Below are 21,985 nucleotides of genomic sequence, written 5' to 3'. Positions count from 1 at the left end.
CGAGTGCGTATGACAAGAACTTCTGATCAACAGCTCGCCGCTTTCACCGCCATGGAATCGGGTGTGTTGCAAGCCACGTGGTACCAAAGCGCTGATGTGTCTTGGTTTCCTTGGAGCAAGTTGCGCAGCTTTGTGCATGCAGCGTTTCAACGCCTTTTACCTTGGCTGGTGCCGTTGCTTTTGGTGAGCGTGTGGCAAGTTGCCTCTGTGCAAGGCTGGATTTCGGTGCGCGTGTTGCCTGCGCCGCTCTCGGTGGTGGATGCCGCTTGGGCCTTGGCCGATTCGGGGGAGTTGTGGAAGCACGTGCAAATCAGTGCTGCGCGCGCTTTGCTGGGGTTGGCTGTGGGTGGTGGTTTGGGGTTGGCCTTGGGGCTGCTCACGGGCTCTATCCGTTGGGCTGAAACCTTGCTCGATTCCACCATCCAAATGGTGCGCAACATTCCTGCACTCGCTTTGATTCCCTTGGTCATCCTGTGGTTTGGCATTGATGAAACCGCCAAGTTGTTTTTGATTTCGGTGGCGGTGTTCTTTCCGATTTACATCAACACCTTTCACGGCATCCGCAATGTGGATGTGGGCTTGATTGAAATGGGCCGCACCTATGGCCTGTCGCAATGGGGCTTGTATCGCCACATCATCTTGCCTGGGGCGCTGTCTTCCATCTTGGTGGGCTTGCGTTTTTCGCTGGGGCTGATGTGGGTGATTTTGATCGTGGCTGAAACCATTTCGGCACAAGCGGGCATTGGCTACCTCACCATGAATGCGCGTGAGTTTTTACAAACCGATGTGGTGTTGGTGGGCATCTTGCTTTACGCCATTTTGGGCAAATTGGCCGATGTGTTTGCCAAAGCCTTAGAGCGCTATTGGCTGCGCTGGCACCCTGGATACCAATGATGGAAAGACGAACATGACACACACAACTTCTACAACACCAGCAGGCGATTTTTTAGGTGGCGTTCGCTTAGACATTCAAAACTTAGGCAAAGCCTACGGCCAACGCCAAGTGCTGCACAACACCCAGCTCACCATTGGGCTGGGCGAGTTTGTGGCCATCGTCGGTCGCAGCGGTTGCGGTAAAAGCACCTTGCTGCGTTTGGTCGCAGGCCTTGAAACCCCCACACAGGGCAAGCTGCAAGTCAACGGTCAAGACGTGACGGGCTTGCGCCACGACACACGCATCATGTTTCAAGAGGCACGCTTGCTGCCTTGGCAGCGCGTGGTCGACAACGTGGCTTTGGGTTTGCCCGAATCGCACCATGATGATGCTGCGAAGGTTTTGGCCCAAGTGGGCTTGGGCGATCGTTTGAACGAATGGCCCGCCAAGCTCTCGGGCGGTCAACGCCAACGTGTGGCCTTGGCCCGTGCCTTGGTGCACAACCCACGTTTGTTGTTGCTCGACGAACCTTTGGGTGCTTTGGATGCACTCACACGCATTGAGATGCATGCCCTCATTGAGCAGCTGTGGCGCGACAACGGCTTTACTGCCTTGCTGGTCACGCACGATGTGCAAGAGGCAGTGGCGTTGGCGGACCGCGTCATCTTGATTGAAGACGGCACCGTGTCTTTGGATGAACGCATTGATTTGCCCCGCCCACGCTCGCGTGGTGATGCGCAATTTGCCGCGTTGGAAAAACGCATCTTGGACCGCGTGCTGCAACACCCTGACGAAGAACAACCACCCGCCAACGACGAAGCTTGGCCAGGCTTGCCCGCGCATGGTTTGCGCTGGGCGATTTAAAAACTTTTCACTCACCCTTTTCATCACGGACTTTTAAGGAGAAACCCATGTCCATTCAAGCTATCAACGTACGCAACCAATTCCAAGGCAAAGTGCGCGAAATCATTCGCGGCGATGTGGTGTCAGAGATTGACGTCGAAACCCCTTGGGGCATTGTCACCTCAGTCATCACCACCCGTTCGGTAGACGACCTCGGTCTGGCTATTGGCTCGGACGTAGTCGCTTTGGTTAAGTCGACCGAAGTGTCAATTGCCAAGCTTTGAAATTGAATCAATCTAAGTTCCTAAATATTTAAGAACGTCGAATGCGACAATTGCGCAACGCCAAACGCTGAGCGCTCTGTTGGAAGAGGCTTGGCCTCTTCCAACTTTTTGTCAATGTCCGATACACCCCCTCGTTTGCTCGTTGCTTGCTTTTGTGCCGCCTGGTGTCGAACCTGTGATGACTATGCCCAGGTGATGGATGCACTCAAGCTGCAATACGCGCAGCAAGCCGATTTTGTTTGGGTCGACATCGAAGATCAGGCCGAGGTGTTGGACAACGTCGATGTGGAGAACTTCCCCACGCTGTTGATTTCAGATGCGCAACAGGTGTACTTCTGGGGCACGGTGCTGCCGCACGCAGCCACGGCTTCGCAGTTGATAGACCGTGTGTTGTCTGGTGACATTCGGGTGACAAATGCACCTGATATTCTTCAACTCGATCATCGTTTGCGATCTTCTCTTTTTTCTTAGGAACTTTTCATGTCATTCAACGTTCTCAACGACGCCGCGCTTAACCAATTGTTTCGTGATGCACGCACGGTTCATGCTTTCAAAGACACACCTGTGTCAGATGCTGTGATTCACCAGTTGTACGACTTGCTCAAGTGGTGTCCTACTGCGTTCAACGCGCAGCCTGCACGCTACGTATTTTTGAAAACTGCTGAAGCCAAAGCCAAGCTCATTCCTGCGTTGATGCCCGGCAACGTGCCCCAAGTGCAAAGCGCTGCTGTGACTGTGATCGTGGCCCAAGACACACGCTTTCACGAGCACCTGCCCACCCAGTTCCCTGGCTACGACGCCAAGCCTTTGTTTGACGCCAACCCCGCCATGACCGAAGCCACTGCCGCACGCAACAGCAGCATGCAAGGCGCTTACCTGATCTTGGCCGCACGTGCTTTGGGCTTGGACAGCGGTGCCATGTCTGGTTTTAACCCACAAGCGGTGAACGAGGCCTTCTTTGCCGATGGCCGTTTCAAAGCCAACTTCCTCATCAACCTCGGCGTGGCTGACCCTGCAGGCGTGCACCCACGTGGTCCGCGCTTGGCTTTCGACGAAGCTGCCCAAATTCTGTAAGGGCATTGCGCCTTGCCCTCTGAAAGCCCGCATGTTTGTGGGCTTTTTTCTTTATACGCATGCGTTATTAACTAACAAATAAACAGTCGTTTGAGTTTGCTGCATTGCCACCCACAATCGCGGCCATGTCTCAAACACCCACCATCCTCATCGTTCCGGGTTGGCGCGATTCCGGCCCCGGTCACTGGCAAAGCCTGTGGGCCGAGTCTGTGGTGGGCGCGGTGCGCGTGAGCCAAGACAACTGGATTTCTCCCACCCGCAGCGCATGGGTGGGGCGCATTGCTGAAACCATTCTTGCCCAAGATGGCCCTGTGGTGTTGGTGGCGCATAGCCTAGGCTGCATTGCATCGGCCCATTTGCCGTCCGAAGCTGTGGCGCGGATTCATGGCGCTTTGTTGGTCGCTCCGGCTGATCCAGAGCGTCGCGCACCCTTGGTGGATTTTGCCCCTGTGCCTTACCAAACCTTGCCCTACCGCAGTGTGGTGGTAGCCAGCAGCAACGACCCGTTTTGCCCCGTGCGCACTGCAGGGGCGTATGCGCGGTCATGGGGTAGCGAGTTTGTGCGTTTGCAAAACGCAGGGCACATCAACATTGATTCTGGTTTTGGTGCTTGGCCCTTAGGGCTGGCACTGTTGCAATCTTTGGTGGCAACACCTTTGGTTTTCAAGACCTCGACACCCGCAATTTCTTCTCATTCTTTGGAGCTTCAAACTGTATGAAAAAATTTCTACACACCACCTTGGCCGCTGCACTCTTGGCAGTCAGTTCTTTCGCTTCTGCACAAACTTTGCTGAATGTGTCGTATGACGTGGCCCGCGAGTTTTACAAAGACTACAACGCCGCCTTCGTGGCCCACTACAAAAAGACCACAGGCAAAGACATCAAAATTGACCAAGCCCATGGCGGTTCAAGCGCGCAAGCGCGCGCGGTGAACGACGGGTTAGAAGCCGATGTGGTGACCATGAACACCACCACGGACATTGAGTTTTTGGCCAGCACAGGTGTGGTCGCCAAAGATTGGGCGAAGAAGTTTCCTAACAACGCATCGCCCACCACCTCGACCATGTTGTTCCTCACGCGCAATGGCAATCCCAAGGGCATCAAGGACTGGGACGACCTGACCAAGCCTGGCGTGCAAGTCATCATCGTCAACCCCAAAACTGGTGGCAATGGCCGCATGGCGTATTTGGCCGCGTGGTCTTATGCACGCAAAAAAGGCATGAACGACGCAGGCGCTGCCGAGTTTGTCGCCAAGATTTTCAAGAACGTGCCCGTGCTCGCCAAAGGTGGCCGTGATGCCACCACCATCTTCTTGCAACGCAACATCGGCGATGTGCTGGTGACGTTTGAATCAGAAGTGGTGTCGGTGGACCGCGAATTTGGTGAAGGCAAGGTCGATGCGGTGCACCCCTCCGTCAGCATCATTGCTGAGAACCCCGTGGCTGTGGTGGAGCGCACAGTGAACAAAAAAGGCACAGGCGATTTGGCCAAGGCTTACTTGAATTACTTGTACTCTGACGAAGCACAAGAAATTGCAGCCAAGCACGCCTTGCGTCCACGTTCACCTGCGTTGCTCAAGAAATATGCGACTACTTTCAAACCCGTTCAGTTGGTGCCTGTGAGCGAGTATTTCGGTTCGCTCAGCGAAGCGCAAAAAGTCCACTTCAATGACGGTGGCCAGTTCGACAAGATTTACACGGTGAAGTAATTTTTCATGGCATTGTTTTCTCTGGCGCGCAGCCACAAGGCGGCGCGCGTTCTTCCCGGTTTCAACATCACGCTGGGCTTCACGCTCACATACTTGAGCTTGATTGTGTTGATCCCGCTCTCGGCCTTGGTGTTCAAAACCTTCACGCTCACGTGGGAGCAGTTTTGGGCTGCCGTCACAGGCCCTCGCGTGATGGCGTCGTACCGACTCACGTTTGGCGCGTCGCTGATTGCGGCCTTGGTGAACGTGGTGTTTGGCTTGCTCGTGGCTTGGGTGCTGGTGCGTTACAACTTCTTCGGCAAGAGGGTGGTGGATGCGTTGGTGGACTTACCTTTTGCTTTGCCCACCGCCGTGGCTGGTATTTCGCTCACTGCGTTGTTGGCGGGTAACGGCTGGGTGGGGCAGTACCTCGAACCCTTGGGCATTCAGTTGGCCTTCAACCCCAATGGCGTGGTGATTGCGCTCATCTTCATTGGCTTGCCCTTTGTGGTGCGCACCGTGCAGCCTGTGTTGGAAGACGCAGAGAAAGAACTCGAAGAAGCGGCCACCTGCTTGGGTGCGACGCGTTGGCAAACGTTTAGCCGTGTGATTTTTCCCAGCATCGCACCGGCCTTGCTCACCGGGTTTGCCATGGCCTTTGCGCGTGCGATTGGCGAATATGGTTCGGTTATTTTCATCGCGGGCAACATGCCCATGGTGTCTGAAATCACGCCACTCATCATCATTGGTAAGTTAGAGCAATACGACTATGCCGGTGCCACGGCAGTGGCTGTGGTGATGTTGGTCATCTCGTTTGTTTTGTTGTTGGTCATCAATGCCCTGCAGGCTTGGCAGCGCCGCCATACAGGAGCCCCGGCATGAGTACCGTCATCAATCCATCCGTGCGCCGCGCGCAAGCCGGAACAACGGAACCCGCATGGGTGCGCTACAGCCTGATTGGTGTGGCGTTGACTTTCATGTTTTTCTTCCTAGTCTTGCCGTTGGCTGCGGTGTTCACCGAAGCCTTGCGCAAAGGCTTGGATGCGTACTGGCAAGCCTTGCAAGAGCCCGATGCGTGGTCTGCCATTTATTTGACCTTCATCACCGCACTCATTGCTGTGCCTTTGAACTTGGTGTTTGGTGTGGCCGCTGCTTGGGCCATCGCCAAATATGAATTCACAGGCAAAGCCTTTTTGACCACCTTGGTCGACTTGCCTTTTTCGGTGTCGCCCGTGGTGGCGGGTTTGATTTATGTGTTGATGTTTGGCGCACAGGGCTGGTTTGGCCCGTGGCTGCAAGCGCATGACATCAAGATTGTGTTTGCTGTGCCTGGCATTGTGTTGGCGACTGTGTTTGTCACGTTCCCCTTCATCGCGCGTGAATTGATTCCACTCATGCAAGCGCAGGGCAATGACGAAGAGCAAGCCGCCATTGTGTTGGGTGCCACAGGCTGGCAAACCTTTTGGTATGTCACGCTGCCCAACATTAAATGGGGTTTGATTTACGGCGTCATCTTATGTAACGCACGTGCCATGGGCGAATTTGGCGCGGTGTCGGTGGTGTCTGGCCACATCCGTGGACAAACCAACACCATGCCTTTGCATGTGGAAATTTTGTACAACGAATACCAATCGGTGGCGGCATTTGCCGTGGCCTCACTTTTGGCTTTGTTGGCCTTGGTGACTTTGGCGATCAAGTCGGTGGTGGAGTGGCGTCATGCGCGTGAGCTGAAAGCCACGGCTGAGCTGCCACAAGAAATGCCAAGCGCATAAATATGAGTAAAGAATCATGAGCATCGAAATCAGAAACATCCACAAACAGTTTGGCGACTTCCAAGCGCTAGGCGATGTGAGCCTAGACATTCACTCTGGCGAGTTGATTGCCTTGTTGGGCCCATCGGGCTGCGGCAAAACCACTTTACTGCGCATCATCGCGGGTTTAGAAACCGCAGATGCTGGCACCATTTTGTTTAGCGGTGAAGACACCACCCATGTGCATGTGCGTGAGCGCCAAGTGGGGTTTGTGTTCCAACACTACGCCTTGTTCCGCCACATGACTGTGTTTGAAAACGTGGCCTTTGGCCTGCGCGTGAAACCGCGCAGCGAACGTCCCAGCGAAGAGCAAATCAAAAAGAAGGTGCACGACTTGTTGAGTCTCGTGCAACTCGATTGGTTGGCTGACCGCTATCCCTCGCAGCTCTCGGGTGGTCAACGCCAACGCATTGCTTTGGCCCGTGCCTTGGCAGTCGAACCCAAAGTGCTGTTATTGGACGAGCCCTTTGGTGCCTTGGACGCCAAGGTACGCAAAGAGCTGCGCCGCTGGTTGCGCCGTCTGCACGACGATTTGAATGTGACCACCATCTTTGTGACGCATGACCAAGAAGAGGCCCTCGAAGTGGCCGACCGCGTGGTGGTGATGAACAAAGGCAATGTCGAGCAAGTGGGCTCACCTCAAGAGGTGTGGGAACACCCAGCCAGCCCATTTGTGTATGGCTTCTTAGGCGATGTGAACTTGTTCCATGGCCGTGCCCACGAGGGCGAAATGCACATTGGTGTGGAAGATCAAACTGTGCGCGTGGCTAGCCCTGAGCACCATGCGGCACAAGACGCCAAAGCGTTTGCCTATGTGCGTCCCCACGATTTGGATGTGCGTCGTTACACATCCGGTAGAAATGACGAGGGAGGCATCGTGGCACAACTGACCCGCGCCATCGTGGTGGGACCGATTGCGCGCTTAGAGCTGGTGGCCGCTGAAGGAGACAGCCCGTCCGACCAGCAGATCATTGAAGCGCAAATCCCTGCATCGCAGTTTTACGAGCAGGGATTTACAGAGGGTGAGACCTTGGTGCTCACACCGCGCAAAGCGCGGGTGTTTGTCGCGTAAAACGCGTCTGAACGCTTGGCTTAAACGTACTGTTTGAGCCAAGCCACTGCACGATGCCAACCGTCAGTCGCAGGGGCTGCACGGTAGCTAGCGCGGTAGTCCGCATGGAACGCGTGCGGTGCATCGCGGTACAACACAAAGTCTGAGGTCTTGGCTGCTTTGTTGCCTTTGACGGCAGCTTGCGCCAAGGCTTCTTTCATGTTGTTGATCGATGTGACGGGAATGCCTGTGTCTGCACCACCATACAAACCCAGCACGGGTGCTTTGAGTGCACCCACCAAATCGATGGGGTGCTTTGGGTTATTGGCATTCGTTTGACCTTCCATGCGACCGTACCAAGCCACGCCAGCTTTGATCTTGGGGTTGTGCTCGGCATACAGCCATGTGATGCGACCGCCCCAGCAAAAACCAGTGATGGCTGCACGGTTGGCATTGCCACCGTTTTTGCTGGCCCATTGCAAGGTGGCATCCAGATCGGCCATCACTTGTGCGTCGGGTACTTTTGAAATGACTTCTGCTTGCAGCTTGGCAATTTCGCCATACAGGCTTGGGTCGCCTTGGCGAACAAACAACTCAGGGGCAATCGCCAAGTAGCCGGCTTTGGCCAAGCGACGTGTCACGTCGGCAATGTATTCATGCACGCCAAAAATTTCAGAAATCACCAAGACCACGGGCAAGTTGGTTTTACCTTTGGGCGCTGAGCGGTAGGCAGGCATTTTGAAGCCGTTGACGTCAATCGTCACTTCACCTTCGATCAAGCCTTCGCCTGATGTTTGAATGGCCGTTTGTGCGATCAGCGGCATAGCTGCGGCGGCGTAGCCCAGGCCCAATGCGGTTTGCAAAGCCAGGCGGCGTGTGGGTGCTGATTCATCCTTGCTGTTGAGCAAGGCTTGGGTGTCTTGTATCCAGTTGGTGTGCATGAGGTGCCTTTTTAGAAATCGCCTTTGAGAACTGGGAAGCCCAATGCTGCCCAATCCAACATACCGCCGCGATAGTAATAAATTTTGCTGGCAGGGAAGCCATCGCGTGTCATGGCCTGAATGGCTGTGGGGCTTTGTGGGCAGACGGGACCATTGCAGAAGGCAAATACCTTCTTGGCATTGGCGCAATCCCAGCCTTTGGCAGTTTTCTTGCAGCCTAGCTCATTTAATCGAGCAGACACTTCGGTGTAGACGATGTGGTGTGAGCCTGGAATGGTGCCTTGCTCTCGGTCTTCGGGTTCGCGCATGTCGACCAACATGGCATCGCGGTCGTTCATGGCGTTGAGCATTTCAATCTCTCCCACGGGGGTGACGCCTGGGACCGGCACCATGGGTTGCAACCAACCTTTGTTTTTGGCGCAAGGCGTCATCACACGTTTGATTTCGCGCTCTTCGCCTTTGGTGTTTTTCACCACGAACTTGGTGTCTGTGCCAATGATGCGTAGGTATTCAGGCTCAGCGGCAAGACTGGTCAAGCTGATAAGGGCCAAGCCAATGGCAGCGAGGAGGTGCGTCAAGTTCAGTTTCATAGCTTTCTTTAATTGACTGAATGCTGAAAGAAAAAGAGCTTCCCTGAGAAATCTCTGAGGGAAGCTCATCAAGGTATGAGTACCAGTCGTATTACTTAGCGCCTGCCAAGACCCAAGCAGCAAGGGCCTTGGCGTCTGCATCGCTCAGTTGAGCTTGTGCAGGCATTGGGATAGGGCCCCATTTGCCACTGCCACCGGCTTTGATGCTTTTCGCCAATGCGGCTTCAGCATCGGCTTGGCCAGCGTATTTTTTGGCAACGTCTTGATAGGCGGGACCGACAATTTTTTTATCGACGGCATGGCAAGACAAGCAGTTGTTTTTCTTGGCCAAGTCAGCGTTGGCCCAGGCACCTGTTGAGGCAAAAGCGATGAACGCGACGGCTGCTAATTTTTTCATGTCTATCCTCTGAAATTTATAATTCGTTAATTGCTTATGTATAAATTCTAGCAAGCCTGAACTGCTAGATTTTCAAGGGATTTCCCTGCTGTGAGTTACCAAATACGCAGCATGCGCGCTTATTTCAGCAAAGCATTCACTTGGCGCAACTGGGCTTCGCCCAATTCCCCACTGGCGGCTGCTAAGCGTAATTGCTCCATGGCCGTTTGAATGCGCAGCTGCAGCACGGCCAGCTCGGCCTGTGCTGCATCGTGTTCAGCGCCCAACAGTTCGTTCGTGGTGCGAGCACCAGTGCGGTGCGCTTGGCGGGTAGCACTGAGGCGCGCTTTGCTGGCTTGCTCAGATTGTGTCAAGGCTTGCAGGCGGGCTTGCGCGGTGCTCAGGCTTTGCCAGGCGTCGCGTACCTGTTGCTCGACTTGCTGCTCAACTGCTTCTTGGTCGTAGCGCAGTTTTTCCACTTGCTTCAAGGCTTCGCGTTCACGCGACTCCACCATGCCGCCTGAGCTGAGTGGTGCATTGAGTTGAATGCCCACCATGTACTGCGCCATTTGGTTGCTGGCCGAGCCATACATACCCTGGCCAGACAAGCGGTCCATTTGGGCTTGGGCCACCCAATCCACGGTCACGGCATTGCCGGCTTTGACGCGTTTGGCCTCTTGACTTTGAATGGCTTGTTGCAAGCCCATCATTTGCACGCTGGGTGACTGTTGCTTGGCGCGTTGCACCCAAGTGTTCGCGTCTGCCAAATTGGCAGGCGTGAGGTTGATGGTGGCGATAGGTAGCAATTGAGTAGGCTCTTGGCCTGTCAGTTGGCGGTAGGTCACTTTCTTGGTGGCCAAGTTGTTCTCAAACGTCAGCACATGGGCGCGAATTTCAGACACACGGGCGTTGGCTTCTTGTACATCCATCACGCTGGCATCGCCCACAGATTGACGTTTGCTGATTTCGGCTGCAGCTTGCTGCATGGCTTTTTGCTGGCGTTGCAGCACAGTGAGGGTTTGCTCAGCGGCCACCACATCAAAGTAGCGTTGGGCCGTGCGCATGATGAGGGTTTGCTGGGCTTGCTGCCATTGAGTTTGTGCGATTTGCGCGGACAACTCTAACTGCTTGCTTTGCGCTTCGCGCTCTGGGCTGATCCATGCTTTTTGTGCGCCTATGCTGGCACGCGCCAAACCGCCTGCATTCACATTTGTTTTGAAAGTGACATCGCTTTGGCCCATGGCCTCTGCGCCCTTGGTTCGGCTGTCAGATCCACCTATGCCCACAGCACCACCGGCCGACACCATGGGCGCCCACAAGGCCTTGGCTTGCTCTTGTCTGAACGTGGCTTGCTCGTGCAAGGCGCGTGCGGCAGCGATTTCTGGATCACGTGCAAGCGCTGCTTGCCAAGCGCCCATCAGGTCTGCAGCATGTGCTGCTGAGGTCATGCCTGCAAGGGCGAGTGTGGCGATGAGGGGCAAGCGGTTCATGCGTGTTCTCCAGAAATGACAGAGCTTGGCTTGTTCTTGAAAGCCATGAAATAGAGCAGTGGAATCACCAGCAGGGTGAGCGCGGTCGAGACAAAAATACCGAAGATGAGCGAGATGGCTAAGCCATTGAAGATGGGGTCATCCAAGATAAAGAACGCGCCCATCATGGCAGCCAAACCTGTCAACACAATGGGCTGTGCGCGGGTGATGGCCGAGGCCACCACGGCGTCTTTCAGCGCCACACCTTGCGAGACCTGCAAGCGGATGAAGTCCACCAGCAAGATCGAGTTGCGCACGATGATGCCAGCCAAGGCAATCATGCCAATCATGGAGGTGGCGGTGTAGGGTGCACCTAACAATGCGTGGCCGGGCATCACCCCAATGATGGTCAGCGGAATAGGGGCCATGATGATGAGCGGCACGAGGTAAGAACCAAATTGCGCCACCACCAACAGATAGATCAACACCAAGCCCACGGCATAAGCCGCGCCCATGTCGCGGAAGGTTTCGTAGGTCATCTGCCACTCACCATCCCACTTAACGGCGTAGTGCTGGTAAGGATCGGTGGGTTGTTGGATGAAGTACTCATTCACCGGCTTACCATTGGGCGCTTGAATTTGACTCAAGCCACTGCGCATGCCAAACATGCCGTACAGCGGGCTATCCACTTTGCCCGCCATGTCGCCCACCACATAGGTGACGGGCAGCAAGTCTTTGTGATAAATCGGTTGTTCGCGTTGTGTGTCACTGATGGTGACGAGCTGACGAATGGGCACGATTTCGCGTTGTGAGTTGCGCACGCCAAGGCTCAGCAGTTTGTCCAGCGAGTCTTGTTCACTCTTGGGCAATCGAATGACAATGGCGCCCGCATATTTGTTTTGGTCGTGCGCGTAGACGGTCGATTCCCCCGCCAATGCTGCACGCAAGGTGCTCACGATGGCTTGCTGTGACACACCCATTTGTGAGGCCTTTTGGCGGTTGATCAGCAACACTTGGCGAGTCGCTGCACTGATGGTGCTGTCGTCCACATCCACCACGCCTTGTTGTGCGCTAAACATCGCACGCACAGATTTGGCTACCTGATTGCGACCTTCGTCTGTCGGACCATACACCTCTGCCACGATGGGGGCCAACACGGGTGGGCCGGGTGGCACTTCAATCACTTTCACATTCGCATTGAACTGTTGGCCAATGGCTTGCAGGGCAGGACGCTCTCGCATGGCGATGATGTGGCTTTGCGCTTTGCGCAAGTGTTTGTCTTGCAGGTTGACTTGGATGTCACCCACGTTGCCACCACTGCGCAAATAGTATTGACGCACCAAACCGTTGAAGTTGATGGGGGCACTCAGGCCTGCATAAGCCTGGTAGTGGATGACCTCTGGCACGGTAGCTAAGTGAGCGCCCAAGGCACGCAATACTTTTTCGGTTTCCTCCACACGGGTGCCAGCAGGCATGTCGACCACGATTTGGAATTCAGACTTGTTGTCAAAGGGCAGCATCTTCAAGGCAACCAAGCCAGATACTGGCAAGGCCACTGACACAGCGATGACACCCAACACGGCGGCGCCGAGGCTCCAGCGGTTGCGTTGACCCGACTGGTCATTCAAAAAGGGTGTGAACACACCATTGAAAAAGCGCTTGAGCCATGGCTTGAAGGCGCTGGTTTGTTCAACGCCGTGTGCAGGCGTGGCTTTCATCCAAATGCGTGCCAACCAGGGTGTGACCACAAAGGCCACGGCCAAAGACAACAACATGCCCATACTCGCGTTGATCGGGATGGGGCTCATGTACGGGCCCATCAAACCTGTCACAAACGCCATGGGCAACAAAGCTGCAATGACTGTGAAGGTGGCAAGGATGGTGGGCGCACCCACTTCATCGACTGCACCTGGGATGATTTGTGTGAGGTTTTTTTGCGGAAACAAACCTTGGTGACGGTGGATGTTTTCCACCACCACGATGGCGTCGTCTACCAAAATACCAATCGAGAAAATCAAAGCAAACAGCGACACGCGGTTGAGCGTGAAGCCCCAAGCCCATGAGGCAAACAAAGTAACTGTCAAGGTCAAGATCACAGCGGTGCCCACAATGGCAGCTTCACGACGCCCTAAGGCGATGAACACCAAGGCTACGACAGAGGCGGTGGCAAACAAGAGCTTTTGAATCAGCTTCTTGGCTTTCTCGTTGGCGGTTTCGCCATAGTTGCGCGTAGTGGTGACTTCTACGTTTGCGGGGATTTTGCTTTGCTTGAGTGTGCCCACTTGAGTGACCACGGCGTTGGCCACTTCAATGGCGTTTTCACCAGGTTTTTTGGTGATGGCGATGGTCACTGCGGTGCGTTCGGTGGGCTTGGCACCTGCCACGCCATGCCACACGGCAGTGTTTGCTTGAGCGCCGCCATCTCGCACTTGCGCAATGTCATGCACGTGCAGGGGCGTGCCCGCACGCACGCCCACCACCAAGCTGGCCACATCTTTGGCGTTACCCAAGAAAGGGCCAGACTCAATGGCGATGGCTTGTTGGCCCACCAGTAAATCACCCACAGGCGCGCCCAGGTGTGCAGCTTGCAAAGCCATCCGCAGCTCGGGCACAGTGATGCCTGCGGCTTGCATGCGTGCAGGGTCGATGTCAATTTGAATGGCGCGAGATGGGCCACCTATCGTGGTGACTTCGCGTGTGCCTTTGACCCGTTTCAAATCTTGCTCCATGTTTTGTGCGATGCGTTCCAACTCAAACGCGCTCAAATCAGTGTCCTTGCCATGCAAGGTGAGCGACAAGATCGGTACATCGTCAATACCCTTGGGTTTGATGAGGGGCTGCAACACGCCCAAGCCTTTGGGCAGCCAATCGGCATGTGAGTTGACGGTGTCATACAAACGCACCAAGGCTTCGGTGCGTGGCACGCCCACTTTGTATTGCACGGTCACCACAGACATGCCAGGTTGAGAGACCGACATGACGTGCTCGACGCCTGCAATTTGCGACAGCACTTGTTCCGCAGGCCCCGACACCATTTGTTCCACATCCTTGACCGACGCGCCGGGAAAGGGAATGAGCACGTTGGCCATGGTCACGTTGATCTGTGGTTCTTCTTCACGTGGCGTCACCATGACGGCAAAGACACCGAGCAGAAAGCACACCAAAGCCAGCAGCGGTGTGATTTGTGCGCTTTGGAATAAACGGGCCAAACGACCAGAGATGCGAAGGTTTGAATCAGTCATGTTGCTTATTCTATAAATAATCACCTGATTATTTAACCAAACAATTAAATAATCAATAACTGAATTATGTCTACAATCGAAAACATGAACCAACTTCCAGAACAAGCCATTGACCGTGTGGCCAGCTACTTTCAGGCTTTGGCGGAGCCCACGCGCTTGCGCATTTTGAATTTGTTGCGTGAGGCAGAGCACAACGTGGGTGAATTAGCCGAGGCTTGTGGCTATACAGCAGCTAATATGTCCCGCCATTTGGCGGTGTTGATGCAACAAGGCTTCGTGAAGCGTGAAGGCCGAGGCACCAGCGTGTATTACCAAATCGCAGACCCCACCATTTACGCCTTGTGCGATTTGGTGTGTGATCGCATCACTCAACAGCATTTAGCGCAAGCCTGGCCTTTGGCCACGGTTGCCAAAAAACGTTCCACCGCAGCAAGGAGAGTCGCATGAAAACCGCTCACGATTTGGTCGTTGAAGCCAAACAATCAGTTCAAGAGATTTCTATAGATCAGGCTGTCAAGGCCATCCAATCCTGTGATGTGCTGATTGATGTGCGCGAAGCCGACGAGTATTTGGCTGGGCATTTGCCTGGCGCTCTGCACATGTCGCGCGGCATGTTGGAGTTCAAGATGGCGGGTAACCCCAAGTTGCAATCACGCGACTTGAATATCGTGCTGTATTGCAAAACCAGTGGCCGTGCTGCTTTGTGTGCGCAGTCTTTGGCGCAGATGGGCTACGGCCATATCCAATCCATCGCAGGCGGCATTGATGCTTGGCAGGCTGCTGGCCATGACGTGTTCAAGCCTGCACAGCCTTCATTTGAATAAACGAAACGAGAGTCACCATGAGCACGTTCGACCATCCCTCCCTCATCAAAAACATCAGCCAATCGATGACCGAATTACGCAAAGCGCAACCCGAAGCCATGCAAGGTTTTGGTCAATTGGCCAAAGCGGCCATGGCAACCGGTGCTGTGAGTGAGAAACACAAAGAGCTGATGGCGTTGGCCATTGGTATCACGCAGCACTGTTCAGGTTGCATCGGTTTTCATGTGAAGGCCTTGCACCGCGTGGGGTGCACGCGTGAAGAGCTGGAAGAAACTTTGGCTGTGTGCGTTTACATGGGTGGCGGGCCTGCACTGATGTATGCGTCTGAGGCATTGAAGGCTTGGGAAACCATGGCACCGTTATGAACCGTCATCTGGTTTTACTGTCCATCGCGCAGGGCTTGTTCCTGACCAACAACGTCACGTTCATCGCCATCAATGGTTTGGTGGGGTTGAGTTTGGCGCCTGAGTCATGGATGGCCACCCTGCCTGTGATGGGCTATGTGGTGGGTGGTGCGCTCAGTACAGGCTTGGTCGCTCAATCACAGCAACGCTTTGGCCGCAAGGGATCGTTTCAGTTGGGGCTTTTGGTGGCCTTGCTGTCAGCGGCTTTGGGTGCATTTGCCGTGCTCACCCAATCTTTTTGGCTGTTGGTCACGGCCACGGTGGTAGCTGGGTACTACAGCGCGAATGGTCAGTTGTACCGTTTTGCGGCGGCTGAGTTGTGCAAGCCTGAGTACCGCGAAAAAGCGGTGTCGTTGGTGATGGCGGGTGGTTTGATAGGTGCCGTGATTGGCCCCAACTTAGCCATTCAAACCAAGAGTTTGTTTGGTGTGCCGTTCGCTGGCGCGTACGTAGCGCTGATGGTGGTGGCTGTGGTGTCGATGGCGGTGATGAGCTTCATTCACTTCCCGCCTGCACCTATTGCCAAATCAGATGACGCAGGTGGCCGTCCTTTGGGCGACCTCATGCGTCAACCTGTGTTTGTGGTGGCGACGATGGCTGCAGCGTTGGGCTATGGCGTGATGAACTTGCTGATGGCGGCCACACCGCTGGCCATGCAAGTGTGTGGTTTCCCATTTGAAGACACGGCCTGGGTGCTGCAGTGGCACGTGATTGGCATGTTTGCACCGGGCTTTGTGACGGGCCACTTGATCAAGCGTTTTGGTGTGTTGTCCATCATGGGGGTGGGCGTGCTGCTGAACATCACTTGCATTGCCATTGCCTTGTCTGGCGTAGATTTGCACCAATTTTTGCTAGCTTTGTTTTTGTTGGGTGTGGGCTGGAACTTTTTGTTCACGGGCAGCACCACACTGTCAATGCAGGCCTATACGCCGCAAGAGAAAAACCGCGCACAAGCCGCTATTAACTTTTGCGTGTTTGCCACCATGGCGTTTACCTCGTTTGCATCAGGTGCTTTGGTGACCACGCAGGGTTGGGCTTGGTTGAACTGGGGGTCGTTGGTGCCGGTTCTCACGACCGGTGCGGGTTTGTTGTGGTTGGCGCGTAAAAAAGCCTCAGCCCCTAAACCAGACTGAGGCTTTTGAAGGGCGCGCGGTTTAGTGTGCGTGCTCTTCTTCGGCCGGTTTGATCGGACAAGTGTTGATGCCCAACAAGGTGTACGCGCCGCAAAAGCGGAACACACCTGTCGCCAACACGATGCCACCGACGATGTAGCCCCACATGCCCACCACCTGTGTGAATGCCAATGCAATCAGTACCAAGCCTGCGGCGATGCGCAAGATGCGGTCGATGCCGCCAACGTTTGCTGTCATACATTTCTCCTAAGTGAATGTTGCATTAGACACCTAGGTGGCGACGCTGTCATTGCGCTAGATCAACCCTCAGAATCTGTAAAGCTGGTTCGGGTTGTCTACCAGCACTTGCTGTCGTGCTTCTGGCGTTGGCAACCATTGCCAAAGCTCATGTTGCAGTGATTCGGCGTTGATGTCGCGGTAGCCACTCACCTCATGTGGGTGACGCCCTGGCTCTCGGTTGGTGTGTGGCCAATCACTGGCCCACAGCAAACGGTCGGGGCGGGTGGCCAGCAGCCGTTGGCTCACAGCATGCAATGCCTGTGCGTCTCTGATCGGGCTGCGATAGCTCGCTGATAGTTTGATGTAGATTTTTCCCCGAGCCAACAAGTCAAGCAAACACTTTGATTCCGGAGATGTACAGGAAGCATCGTTCCAAAGCGCAAAGTGGTCGAGGACGACAGGTACGGGAAATTGTGCGATCAGGGGCGCGCAAGAAAGAGTCACCGTCAGTGGGGCATAGATCTGCAGATGCCACCCAAGATCGGCTAAACGTGGGGCCCATGTTTGCAATGCAGCTTGTAGCTTGGCGCTGTTGTGCTCGCCAGCACTTTCCAAGTTCAAACGAATGCCACGCACGCCCTGTGCGTCTAATGTCTGCAAGGCGTTGGTCGTGGTTTGCGTGTCAAGTACGGCCACGCCACGCGCTTGTCCTGCCATGGACGACAACGCGTCGAGCAAGCATTCGTTGTGGGTGCCGTACACACTGGGTTGGATGATGACGGCACGTGTCAGTCCTAGGCGTTTCAGATGCCTTTTTAAATCGGTGACGTCGGCAAGACCTGGTGTGTATTGCCGATCCGCCACCATCGGGTAAGCCTTGGCTTCCCCGATGACGTGCACATGTGTGTCACAGCCGCCTGTGAGGATCATGTCTGTTGCAGGCGTTTCACCACGGCTTTCCCAGTGGCCTGCGTACCCAGTACGCCACCAACATCGCGTGTCGACTCGCCTGCAGCAATGCAGGCAGTGATGGCGTCTTCAATCGCACGTGAGGCTTGCAGGTATGACAAATTGCCGCTGCGTTGTGCATGCCAACCTAACAGCATCGCCGCAGAGGTGATGAGCGAGAAGGGGTTGGCAATGTCTTGCCCCGCAATGTCTGGTGCTGAACCATGTGCGGCTTGCCCCATCGCATTGTGCGCACCCGCGTTCAGTGAGCCGCCAAGGCCCAAGCTGCCAGAGAGTTCTGCGGTGAGGTCTGACAAGATGTCGCCAAACATATTGGTGGTCACGATCACGTCAAATCGTTCGGGTGCGCGTACCACGTGCGCCATCATGGCGTCGACGATGAAATCATCAACGGTAACTTCTGGAAACTCCGCGGCCACGCGGTGGCAGGCATCTAAGAAAATGCCATCGGTGATTTTGAGCACGTTGTGCTTGTGCACCAAGCTCAGGTGTTTGCGACGCTGCATGGCCAGTTCAAATGCGCTTCGTGCAATGCGTTCGCAGCACTCGCGCGTGATGCGTCGCAGAGAAATGGCGACATCGGGCGTCACCAATATTTCGCTGTTGCCGGACTCGACGTTGCGGTCTGCATAAAACCCCTCGGTGTTTTCGCGCACCACCACCAAGTCAAATGGGCCGGTGATGGTTTTGACGCCTGTGTACGTGCGTGAGGGACGAATGTTGGCAAACAGGTCTAGGCTTTTTCGGAAAAACTTGGAGGGGTTGATTTCTCCCTTGGCTTCGTCTTTGAAGTCATACGTTGACATCGGGCCGAGCATGAGTCCGTCAGCCTCTTTGACTTTTTCAAGCAGCGCCGGGGTGACCGTTGCGCCATGCTTTTTTAAACTTTCATGGCCGGCAATGTCGTGGATCAATTCCAAATCTAAACCAAATCGAACTGAAGCAGCTTGCAGAACCTCCACCGTGACGGCCATGGTTTCAGGGCCAATGCCATCACCGGGTAAAACAACAATTTTCATATCACTGATCGACTTTCACGTTGGCTTCTTTGATGAGTTTTTCGAACTTCACAGATTCTGCTTTCACATAATCTGCAAATTCAGCAGGTGTATTTTTGGGCACAGCCACGTTGTCTGCTTCGAGTCGGCTGCGGATGTCGGGCTGCGCCAGTACGGCGTTGACTTCACGGTTGAGGCTTTCAATCACATGGCTGGGGGTGCCTGCGGGCGCAAACAAACCGCCCCACAAGGTGTAGCTAAAGCCGGGCAAGCCAGCCTCGGCAATGGTGGGTACCTGTGGCAATGACGTCATGCGCTGTGGGGTGGTGACACCCAAGGCTTTGAGCTTTCCACCTTTGATTTGCGGCATGGCAGCAGAGGCGCTGCTGAAGAAGGCTTGTAAGCGCCCGGCCATCAAATCAGACAACAAAGGTCCAACGCCTTTGTAAGGCACGTGCACCATGTTGAGTTTGGCGCCAAGCCCCAAGGCTACGGCAGACAAATGGCCTGGTGTGCCTGCACCCACTGAGCCATAGCTGAATTCACCTGGTTTGGCGCGCGCCAGTTGGATGAATTCGTTCACCGTGTTGTAGGGCGCATCGGCAGGGGCGAGCATCACCAACGGGGCATTGCCAATCAACACCACGGGGATCAGCTCTTTCATAGGGTCGTAGCCCATGTCTTTGATCAGCAAACGATTGACCGTGATTTCACCGGTTTGTCCCAACAACAAGGTGTAGCCATCGTTTTTAGCCTTCGCCGCCACACGTGTGCCCACCGTTCCTGAGACGCCGGGTTTGTTGTCGACCACCACGGGTTGTTTGTAGACGGTTGACAGCTTTTCACCGACTAAGCGCGCGAACACATCCCCTTGGCCACCTGGTGCATAAGCCACGACGATGGAAACAGCTTTGTTTGGATAGTCGGTGTCAGCGGCAAAAGCGCATGCGGCGCTCATGATGAGCGATAAAGTGGCTGCAATCTTTTTCATGGTGTCTCCTCTTATTCAGGTTTGATGTTGGCTTCGCGTACCACACGTGTCCACTGCGCGAGCTCTTGCTTTAATACAGCATCAAGTTCTTGTGTGGACGAGCTGACCGCTTGCATGCCCAGCTTGTTGAAGCGGTCGCGCACATCTTGGCGTTGCATGATGGTGCGTAAATCTTGGTTCAACTTATCCACGATGGACGTGGGCGTTTTGGCCGGTACAAAGAAGGCCAGCCAAATGGTGGTGACGTAGCCCGGCACACCTTGCTCACTGATGGTAGGCAGGTCGGGTAGCTCAGGGTGACGTTTCGCGCTGGCAATGCCCAAGGCTTTGACGCGTCCAGACTTGATGTTGGGGACGGCAGAGTTGAAAGCGTCAAACATCAGTTGGATGTGCCCAGCGAGCAAGTCTTGCGCAGCCGGTCCTTGGCCTTTGTATGGCACGTGACCCAGTTGTGTTTTGGTCATGTTGGCAAACATCTCAGAGCCCAAGTGGTACGTGCTGCCTGTACCCGAAGAGCCGTAAAACAACTTGCCGGGATTGTCTTTGGCGTAACGAATGAACTCTTGCACGTTGTTGGCGGGGACGGAAGGATGAACCACCAAAATGTTTTCAATCGTGGCCACCAAACTGACGGGCGCAAAGTCACGCACGGGGTCATAGGCGAGCTTGGGCATCAACGCGGGGTTGGCCCCCATGATGCTGCTGGTGCCAAACAAAATGGTGTTGCCGTCTGCTGGCGCACGCGCCACAAACTCTGCGCCAATCGCACCGGTCGCGCCCACTCGGTTGTCCACGATGACGGTTTTCCCCATGGCCTCTGACAGCAGCGGGGCAATGACACGTGCCGCAATGTCTGTGGGGCCACCGGTTGAAAAGGGGACGACCAAACGAACGGTATTGCTTTGCGCGAAGCTGGATGTGACCCCCCAGAACAAACTGGCGGCAATCGCGATGTGACGGCGTGAAATCATGGAAATCTCCGGAGATGTGAAGCCTATTTAAGCTAACAGGCGCTGGCGAATATCGAGTGGGGATAAAACTTCAAGTGGTTCTTCGCCCCCGTTGGGGATGCCTACTTGCGTGGCGTTGAGCAGCATCGACACCATCACGTAGGTGCCTGACAGAACGGTCAAATCCACCACCGCCTGTTCGCCCATTTGGGCAATGGCTTGTGCCCATAAAGCATCGGGCACACGGTGGTTCAGGGTGAGCTGGATGCAAAAGTCGTAGACCAATGCTTCGTCGTCTTGCATGCCTTCTGGCCGTTTGCATTGGCGAAGTTGTTCGATGATGTAGGGCGACAAGCCCGCGCGTTGGGCGATGGGGTCATGCGCCCACCACTCGTATTGCGCATTGGCAATGCGCGCTTGGATGAGGATGGCAAATTCATTCAAGCGCTTGCTGACCGACGTTCTGAAACGCAGGTAGTCTAAAAAATCAAAACATCGGCGCGCCATATCAGGGCTTCGCAACAGCGCGTTGTAGGGGCCACCTAAGGCTGCACTGGATACTTTCAGAATGTCGTCCGCCAAAGGGCGAACTTCGGGCGCGAGATCTTCGTAGCGGACTTGGGAAAATCGTTCAGTCATGGTGGGTTAGCTCTTTGTTTTCAAACAGGGTTCGCAGGGTGTTGGTGAAATGTGGGCGACAGATGTCGCTCCAGGCGGTGCCGCGCACGGCCAGCCAAGGCGCAGAAGTCAGCACTGCCGGGTTCAATAGGTCATAACAGGCGAATGAACGCGGGCTGTGATCAAGGTTGAGATAACGGCGTGCGACCTGGCACCCGGGCACGCGTGCCAGGCCTGGGAGGTGCTCTTGGTCGTACCACTTGAATATTTCATCTTCCCAACCCGCCTCTGGGTCTGTTTCGACCACGTAATGGACGTCCAAGGCCGATGGCGTGTGGGGCGCTTCGAGATGCACGACCTCTTGCAGACGCGAAATTTGGGCGGCATGGCCCGTCTGTGCTTGCCATGCTTTTTCGAGCGCGACACAGCTTGCGTGACTCATGTCTGCTGCTTCAGAAAACCGCACATAAACATGCAGCATGGGCAACCCGTTTTCAGCGTGTGGTGTGAAGGCGCTATCCAACGATGTCTGAAGCTGTGCTGGCCAAGTGGCTGATGCGTGCCAACGCATCGCTGCATCTGGCGGGCAGGCTGCTGCACATTTCAAAAGAAGGGCGTTGCAGGTGTGTGTGTGCAT

26 protein-coding genes are annotated in these 21,985 nt (G+C 55.0%); 14 read left to right on the top strand and 12 right to left on the bottom strand.

Translation table 11 applies throughout. From position 1 onward, the window contains the following. Positions 1–9: 9 nt before the first annotated feature. The 10 genes from ssuC (at position 10) to QMG15_RS09795 (ending at position 7,645) form a co-directional block, all read left to right on the top strand. Positions 10–894: an aliphatic sulfonate ABC transporter permease SsuC gene (gene ssuC, locus QMG15_RS09840; RefSeq protein WP_281788462.1), complete on the top strand. Its 885-nt coding sequence runs from the start codon at positions 10–12 to the stop codon at positions 892–894. Positions 895–907: 13 nt separating this feature from the next. Further along, the gene (locus tag QMG15_RS09835; RefSeq protein WP_281788461.1) at positions 908–1,738 is read left to right on the top strand and encodes an ATP-binding cassette domain-containing protein; all 831 of its coding nucleotides are present in this window, start codon (positions 908–910) and stop codon (positions 1,736–1,738) included. Between the two features lie 47 nt (positions 1,739–1,785). Further along, positions 1,786–2,001 (top strand): molybdopterin-binding protein, encoded by a 216-nt coding sequence (locus QMG15_RS09830; RefSeq protein ID WP_281788460.1) that lies wholly within the window; start codon positions 1,786–1,788, stop codon positions 1,999–2,001. A gap of 114 nt (positions 2,002–2,115) precedes the next feature. Continuing rightward, positions 2,116–2,472, top strand: coding sequence for a thioredoxin family protein (locus tag QMG15_RS09825; protein WP_281788459.1), 357 nt, complete (start codon positions 2,116–2,118; stop codon positions 2,470–2,472). A gap of 9 nt (positions 2,473–2,481) precedes the next feature. After that, the gene (locus QMG15_RS09820) at positions 2,482–3,075 is read left to right on the top strand and encodes a malonic semialdehyde reductase (RefSeq protein WP_108358032.1); all 594 of its coding nucleotides are present in this window, start codon (positions 2,482–2,484) and stop codon (positions 3,073–3,075) included. A gap of 125 nt (positions 3,076–3,200) precedes the next feature. Further along, positions 3,201–3,794, top strand: coding sequence for an alpha/beta hydrolase (locus tag QMG15_RS09815; protein ID WP_281788458.1), 594 nt, complete (start codon positions 3,201–3,203; stop codon positions 3,792–3,794). Next, positions 3,791–4,783, top strand: coding sequence for a sulfate ABC transporter substrate-binding protein (locus tag QMG15_RS09810; protein WP_281788457.1), 993 nt, complete (start codon positions 3,791–3,793; stop codon positions 4,781–4,783). The genes QMG15_RS09815 and QMG15_RS09810 overlap by 4 nt, the downstream gene beginning before the upstream one ends. Before the next feature lie 6 nt (positions 4,784–4,789). Then, a complete protein-coding gene (gene cysT / locus QMG15_RS09805; RefSeq protein ID WP_281788456.1) occupies positions 4,790–5,644 on the top strand; it encodes a sulfate ABC transporter permease subunit CysT in 855 nt (284 codons plus the stop codon). Continuing rightward, positions 5,641–6,534, top strand: coding sequence for a sulfate ABC transporter permease subunit CysW (gene cysW / locus QMG15_RS09800; RefSeq protein ID WP_281788455.1), 894 nt, complete (start codon positions 5,641–5,643; stop codon positions 6,532–6,534). The genes cysT and cysW overlap by 4 nt, the downstream gene beginning before the upstream one ends. A 16-nt stretch (positions 6,535–6,550) precedes the next feature. Continuing rightward, positions 6,551–7,645: a sulfate ABC transporter ATP-binding protein gene (locus tag QMG15_RS09795; RefSeq protein ID WP_281788454.1), complete on the top strand. Its 1,095-nt coding sequence runs from the start codon at positions 6,551–6,553 to the stop codon at positions 7,643–7,645. Between the two features lie 20 nt (positions 7,646–7,665). Here QMG15_RS09795 and QMG15_RS09790 read toward each other — a convergent pair whose 3' ends face one another. The 5 genes from QMG15_RS09790 to QMG15_RS09770 form a co-directional block, all read right to left on the bottom strand. Further along, positions 7,666–8,565: a dienelactone hydrolase family protein gene (locus tag QMG15_RS09790; RefSeq protein ID WP_281788453.1), complete on the bottom strand. Its 900-nt coding sequence runs from the start codon at positions 8,563–8,565 to the stop codon at positions 7,666–7,668. 11 nt (positions 8,566–8,576) lie between these two features. Continuing rightward, positions 8,577–9,155 (bottom strand): rhodanese-like domain-containing protein, encoded by a 579-nt coding sequence (locus tag QMG15_RS09785; RefSeq protein WP_281788452.1) that lies wholly within the window; start codon positions 9,153–9,155, stop codon positions 8,577–8,579. Positions 9,156–9,246: 91 nt separating this feature from the next. Then, the gene (locus QMG15_RS09780) at positions 9,247–9,552 is read right to left on the bottom strand and encodes a c-type cytochrome (RefSeq protein ID WP_281788451.1); all 306 of its coding nucleotides are present in this window, start codon (positions 9,550–9,552) and stop codon (positions 9,247–9,249) included. 119 nt (positions 9,553–9,671) lie between these two features. Then, positions 9,672–11,021: a TolC family protein gene (locus tag QMG15_RS09775; protein ID WP_281788450.1), complete on the bottom strand. Its 1,350-nt coding sequence runs from the start codon at positions 11,019–11,021 to the stop codon at positions 9,672–9,674. Further along, positions 11,018–14,242, bottom strand: a complete 3,225-nt coding sequence (locus QMG15_RS09770) for an efflux RND transporter permease subunit (RefSeq protein WP_281788449.1) — start codon at positions 14,240–14,242, stop codon at positions 11,018–11,020. Before QMG15_RS09770 ends, QMG15_RS09775 begins: the two co-directional genes overlap by 4 nt. A gap of 84 nt (positions 14,243–14,326) precedes the next feature. Between QMG15_RS09770 and QMG15_RS09765 the strand changes: the two genes are divergently transcribed. The 4 genes from QMG15_RS09765 to QMG15_RS09750 are packed head-to-tail and all read left to right on the top strand — an operon-like array spanning position 14,327 to position 16,603. After that, positions 14,327–14,689: a metalloregulator ArsR/SmtB family transcription factor gene (locus tag QMG15_RS09765; protein WP_281788448.1), complete on the top strand. Its 363-nt coding sequence runs from the start codon at positions 14,327–14,329 to the stop codon at positions 14,687–14,689. Then, complete coding sequence (locus tag QMG15_RS09760) at positions 14,686–15,066, top strand: rhodanese-like domain-containing protein (protein WP_281788447.1); 381 nt, start codon at positions 14,686–14,688, stop codon at positions 15,064–15,066. Before QMG15_RS09765 ends, QMG15_RS09760 begins: the two co-directional genes overlap by 4 nt. A gap of 17 nt (positions 15,067–15,083) precedes the next feature. Then, entirely contained in the window at positions 15,084–15,431 is a 348-nt protein-coding gene (locus QMG15_RS09755; RefSeq protein ID WP_281788446.1) for a carboxymuconolactone decarboxylase family protein, read from the top strand. Further along, the gene (locus QMG15_RS09750; RefSeq protein WP_281788445.1) at positions 15,428–16,603 is read left to right on the top strand and encodes an MFS transporter; all 1,176 of its coding nucleotides are present in this window, start codon (positions 15,428–15,430) and stop codon (positions 16,601–16,603) included. Before QMG15_RS09755 ends, QMG15_RS09750 begins: the two co-directional genes overlap by 4 nt. A 21-nt stretch (positions 16,604–16,624) precedes the next feature. Here QMG15_RS09750 and QMG15_RS09745 read toward each other — a convergent pair whose 3' ends face one another. The 7 genes from QMG15_RS09745 to QMG15_RS09715 all read right to left on the bottom strand — a co-directional run bounded on the left by QMG15_RS09745 (position 16,625) and on the right by QMG15_RS09715 (position 21,985). Next, the gene (locus tag QMG15_RS09745; protein ID WP_281788444.1) at positions 16,625–16,840 is read right to left on the bottom strand and encodes a DUF2892 domain-containing protein; all 216 of its coding nucleotides are present in this window, start codon (positions 16,838–16,840) and stop codon (positions 16,625–16,627) included. Positions 16,841–16,909: 69 nt separating this feature from the next. After that, positions 16,910–17,752: an amidohydrolase family protein gene (locus QMG15_RS09740; RefSeq protein ID WP_281788443.1), complete on the bottom strand. Its 843-nt coding sequence runs from the start codon at positions 17,750–17,752 to the stop codon at positions 16,910–16,912. Next, positions 17,749–18,810, bottom strand: coding sequence for an isocitrate/isopropylmalate family dehydrogenase (locus QMG15_RS09735; protein WP_281788442.1), 1,062 nt, complete (start codon positions 18,808–18,810; stop codon positions 17,749–17,751). The genes QMG15_RS09740 and QMG15_RS09735 overlap by 4 nt, the downstream gene beginning before the upstream one ends. A 1-nt stretch (position 18,811) precedes the next feature. After that, positions 18,812–19,780, bottom strand: a complete 969-nt coding sequence (locus QMG15_RS09730; RefSeq protein WP_281788441.1) for a tripartite tricarboxylate transporter substrate binding protein — start codon at positions 19,778–19,780, stop codon at positions 18,812–18,814. Positions 19,781–19,791: 11 nt separating this feature from the next. Further along, positions 19,792–20,751 carry a tripartite tricarboxylate transporter substrate binding protein gene (locus QMG15_RS09725; protein ID WP_281788440.1) on the bottom strand — a complete coding sequence of 320 codons (960 nt, stop codon included), beginning with the start codon at positions 20,749–20,751 and terminating at the stop codon, positions 19,792–19,794. A gap of 27 nt (positions 20,752–20,778) precedes the next feature. Beyond that, positions 20,779–21,369 carry a carboxymuconolactone decarboxylase family protein gene (locus tag QMG15_RS09720; RefSeq protein WP_281788439.1) on the bottom strand — a complete coding sequence of 197 codons (591 nt, stop codon included), beginning with the start codon at positions 21,367–21,369 and terminating at the stop codon, positions 20,779–20,781. Further along, on the bottom strand, positions 21,362–21,985 hold the full coding sequence (locus QMG15_RS09715; RefSeq protein ID WP_281788438.1) for a hypothetical protein: 624 nt from the start codon (positions 21,983–21,985) through the stop codon (positions 21,362–21,364). The genes QMG15_RS09720 and QMG15_RS09715 overlap by 8 nt, the downstream gene beginning before the upstream one ends.

Origin of the sequence: Limnohabitans sp. INBF002 (assembly GCF_027924905.1) — a bacterium.
In the GTDB taxonomy this organism is placed as follows: domain Bacteria; phylum Pseudomonadota; class Gammaproteobacteria; order Burkholderiales; family Burkholderiaceae_C; genus Limnohabitans.
Note: the sequence above shows the minus strand (reverse complement) of the source record. Positions and strands in the feature narration are given on the sequence as shown.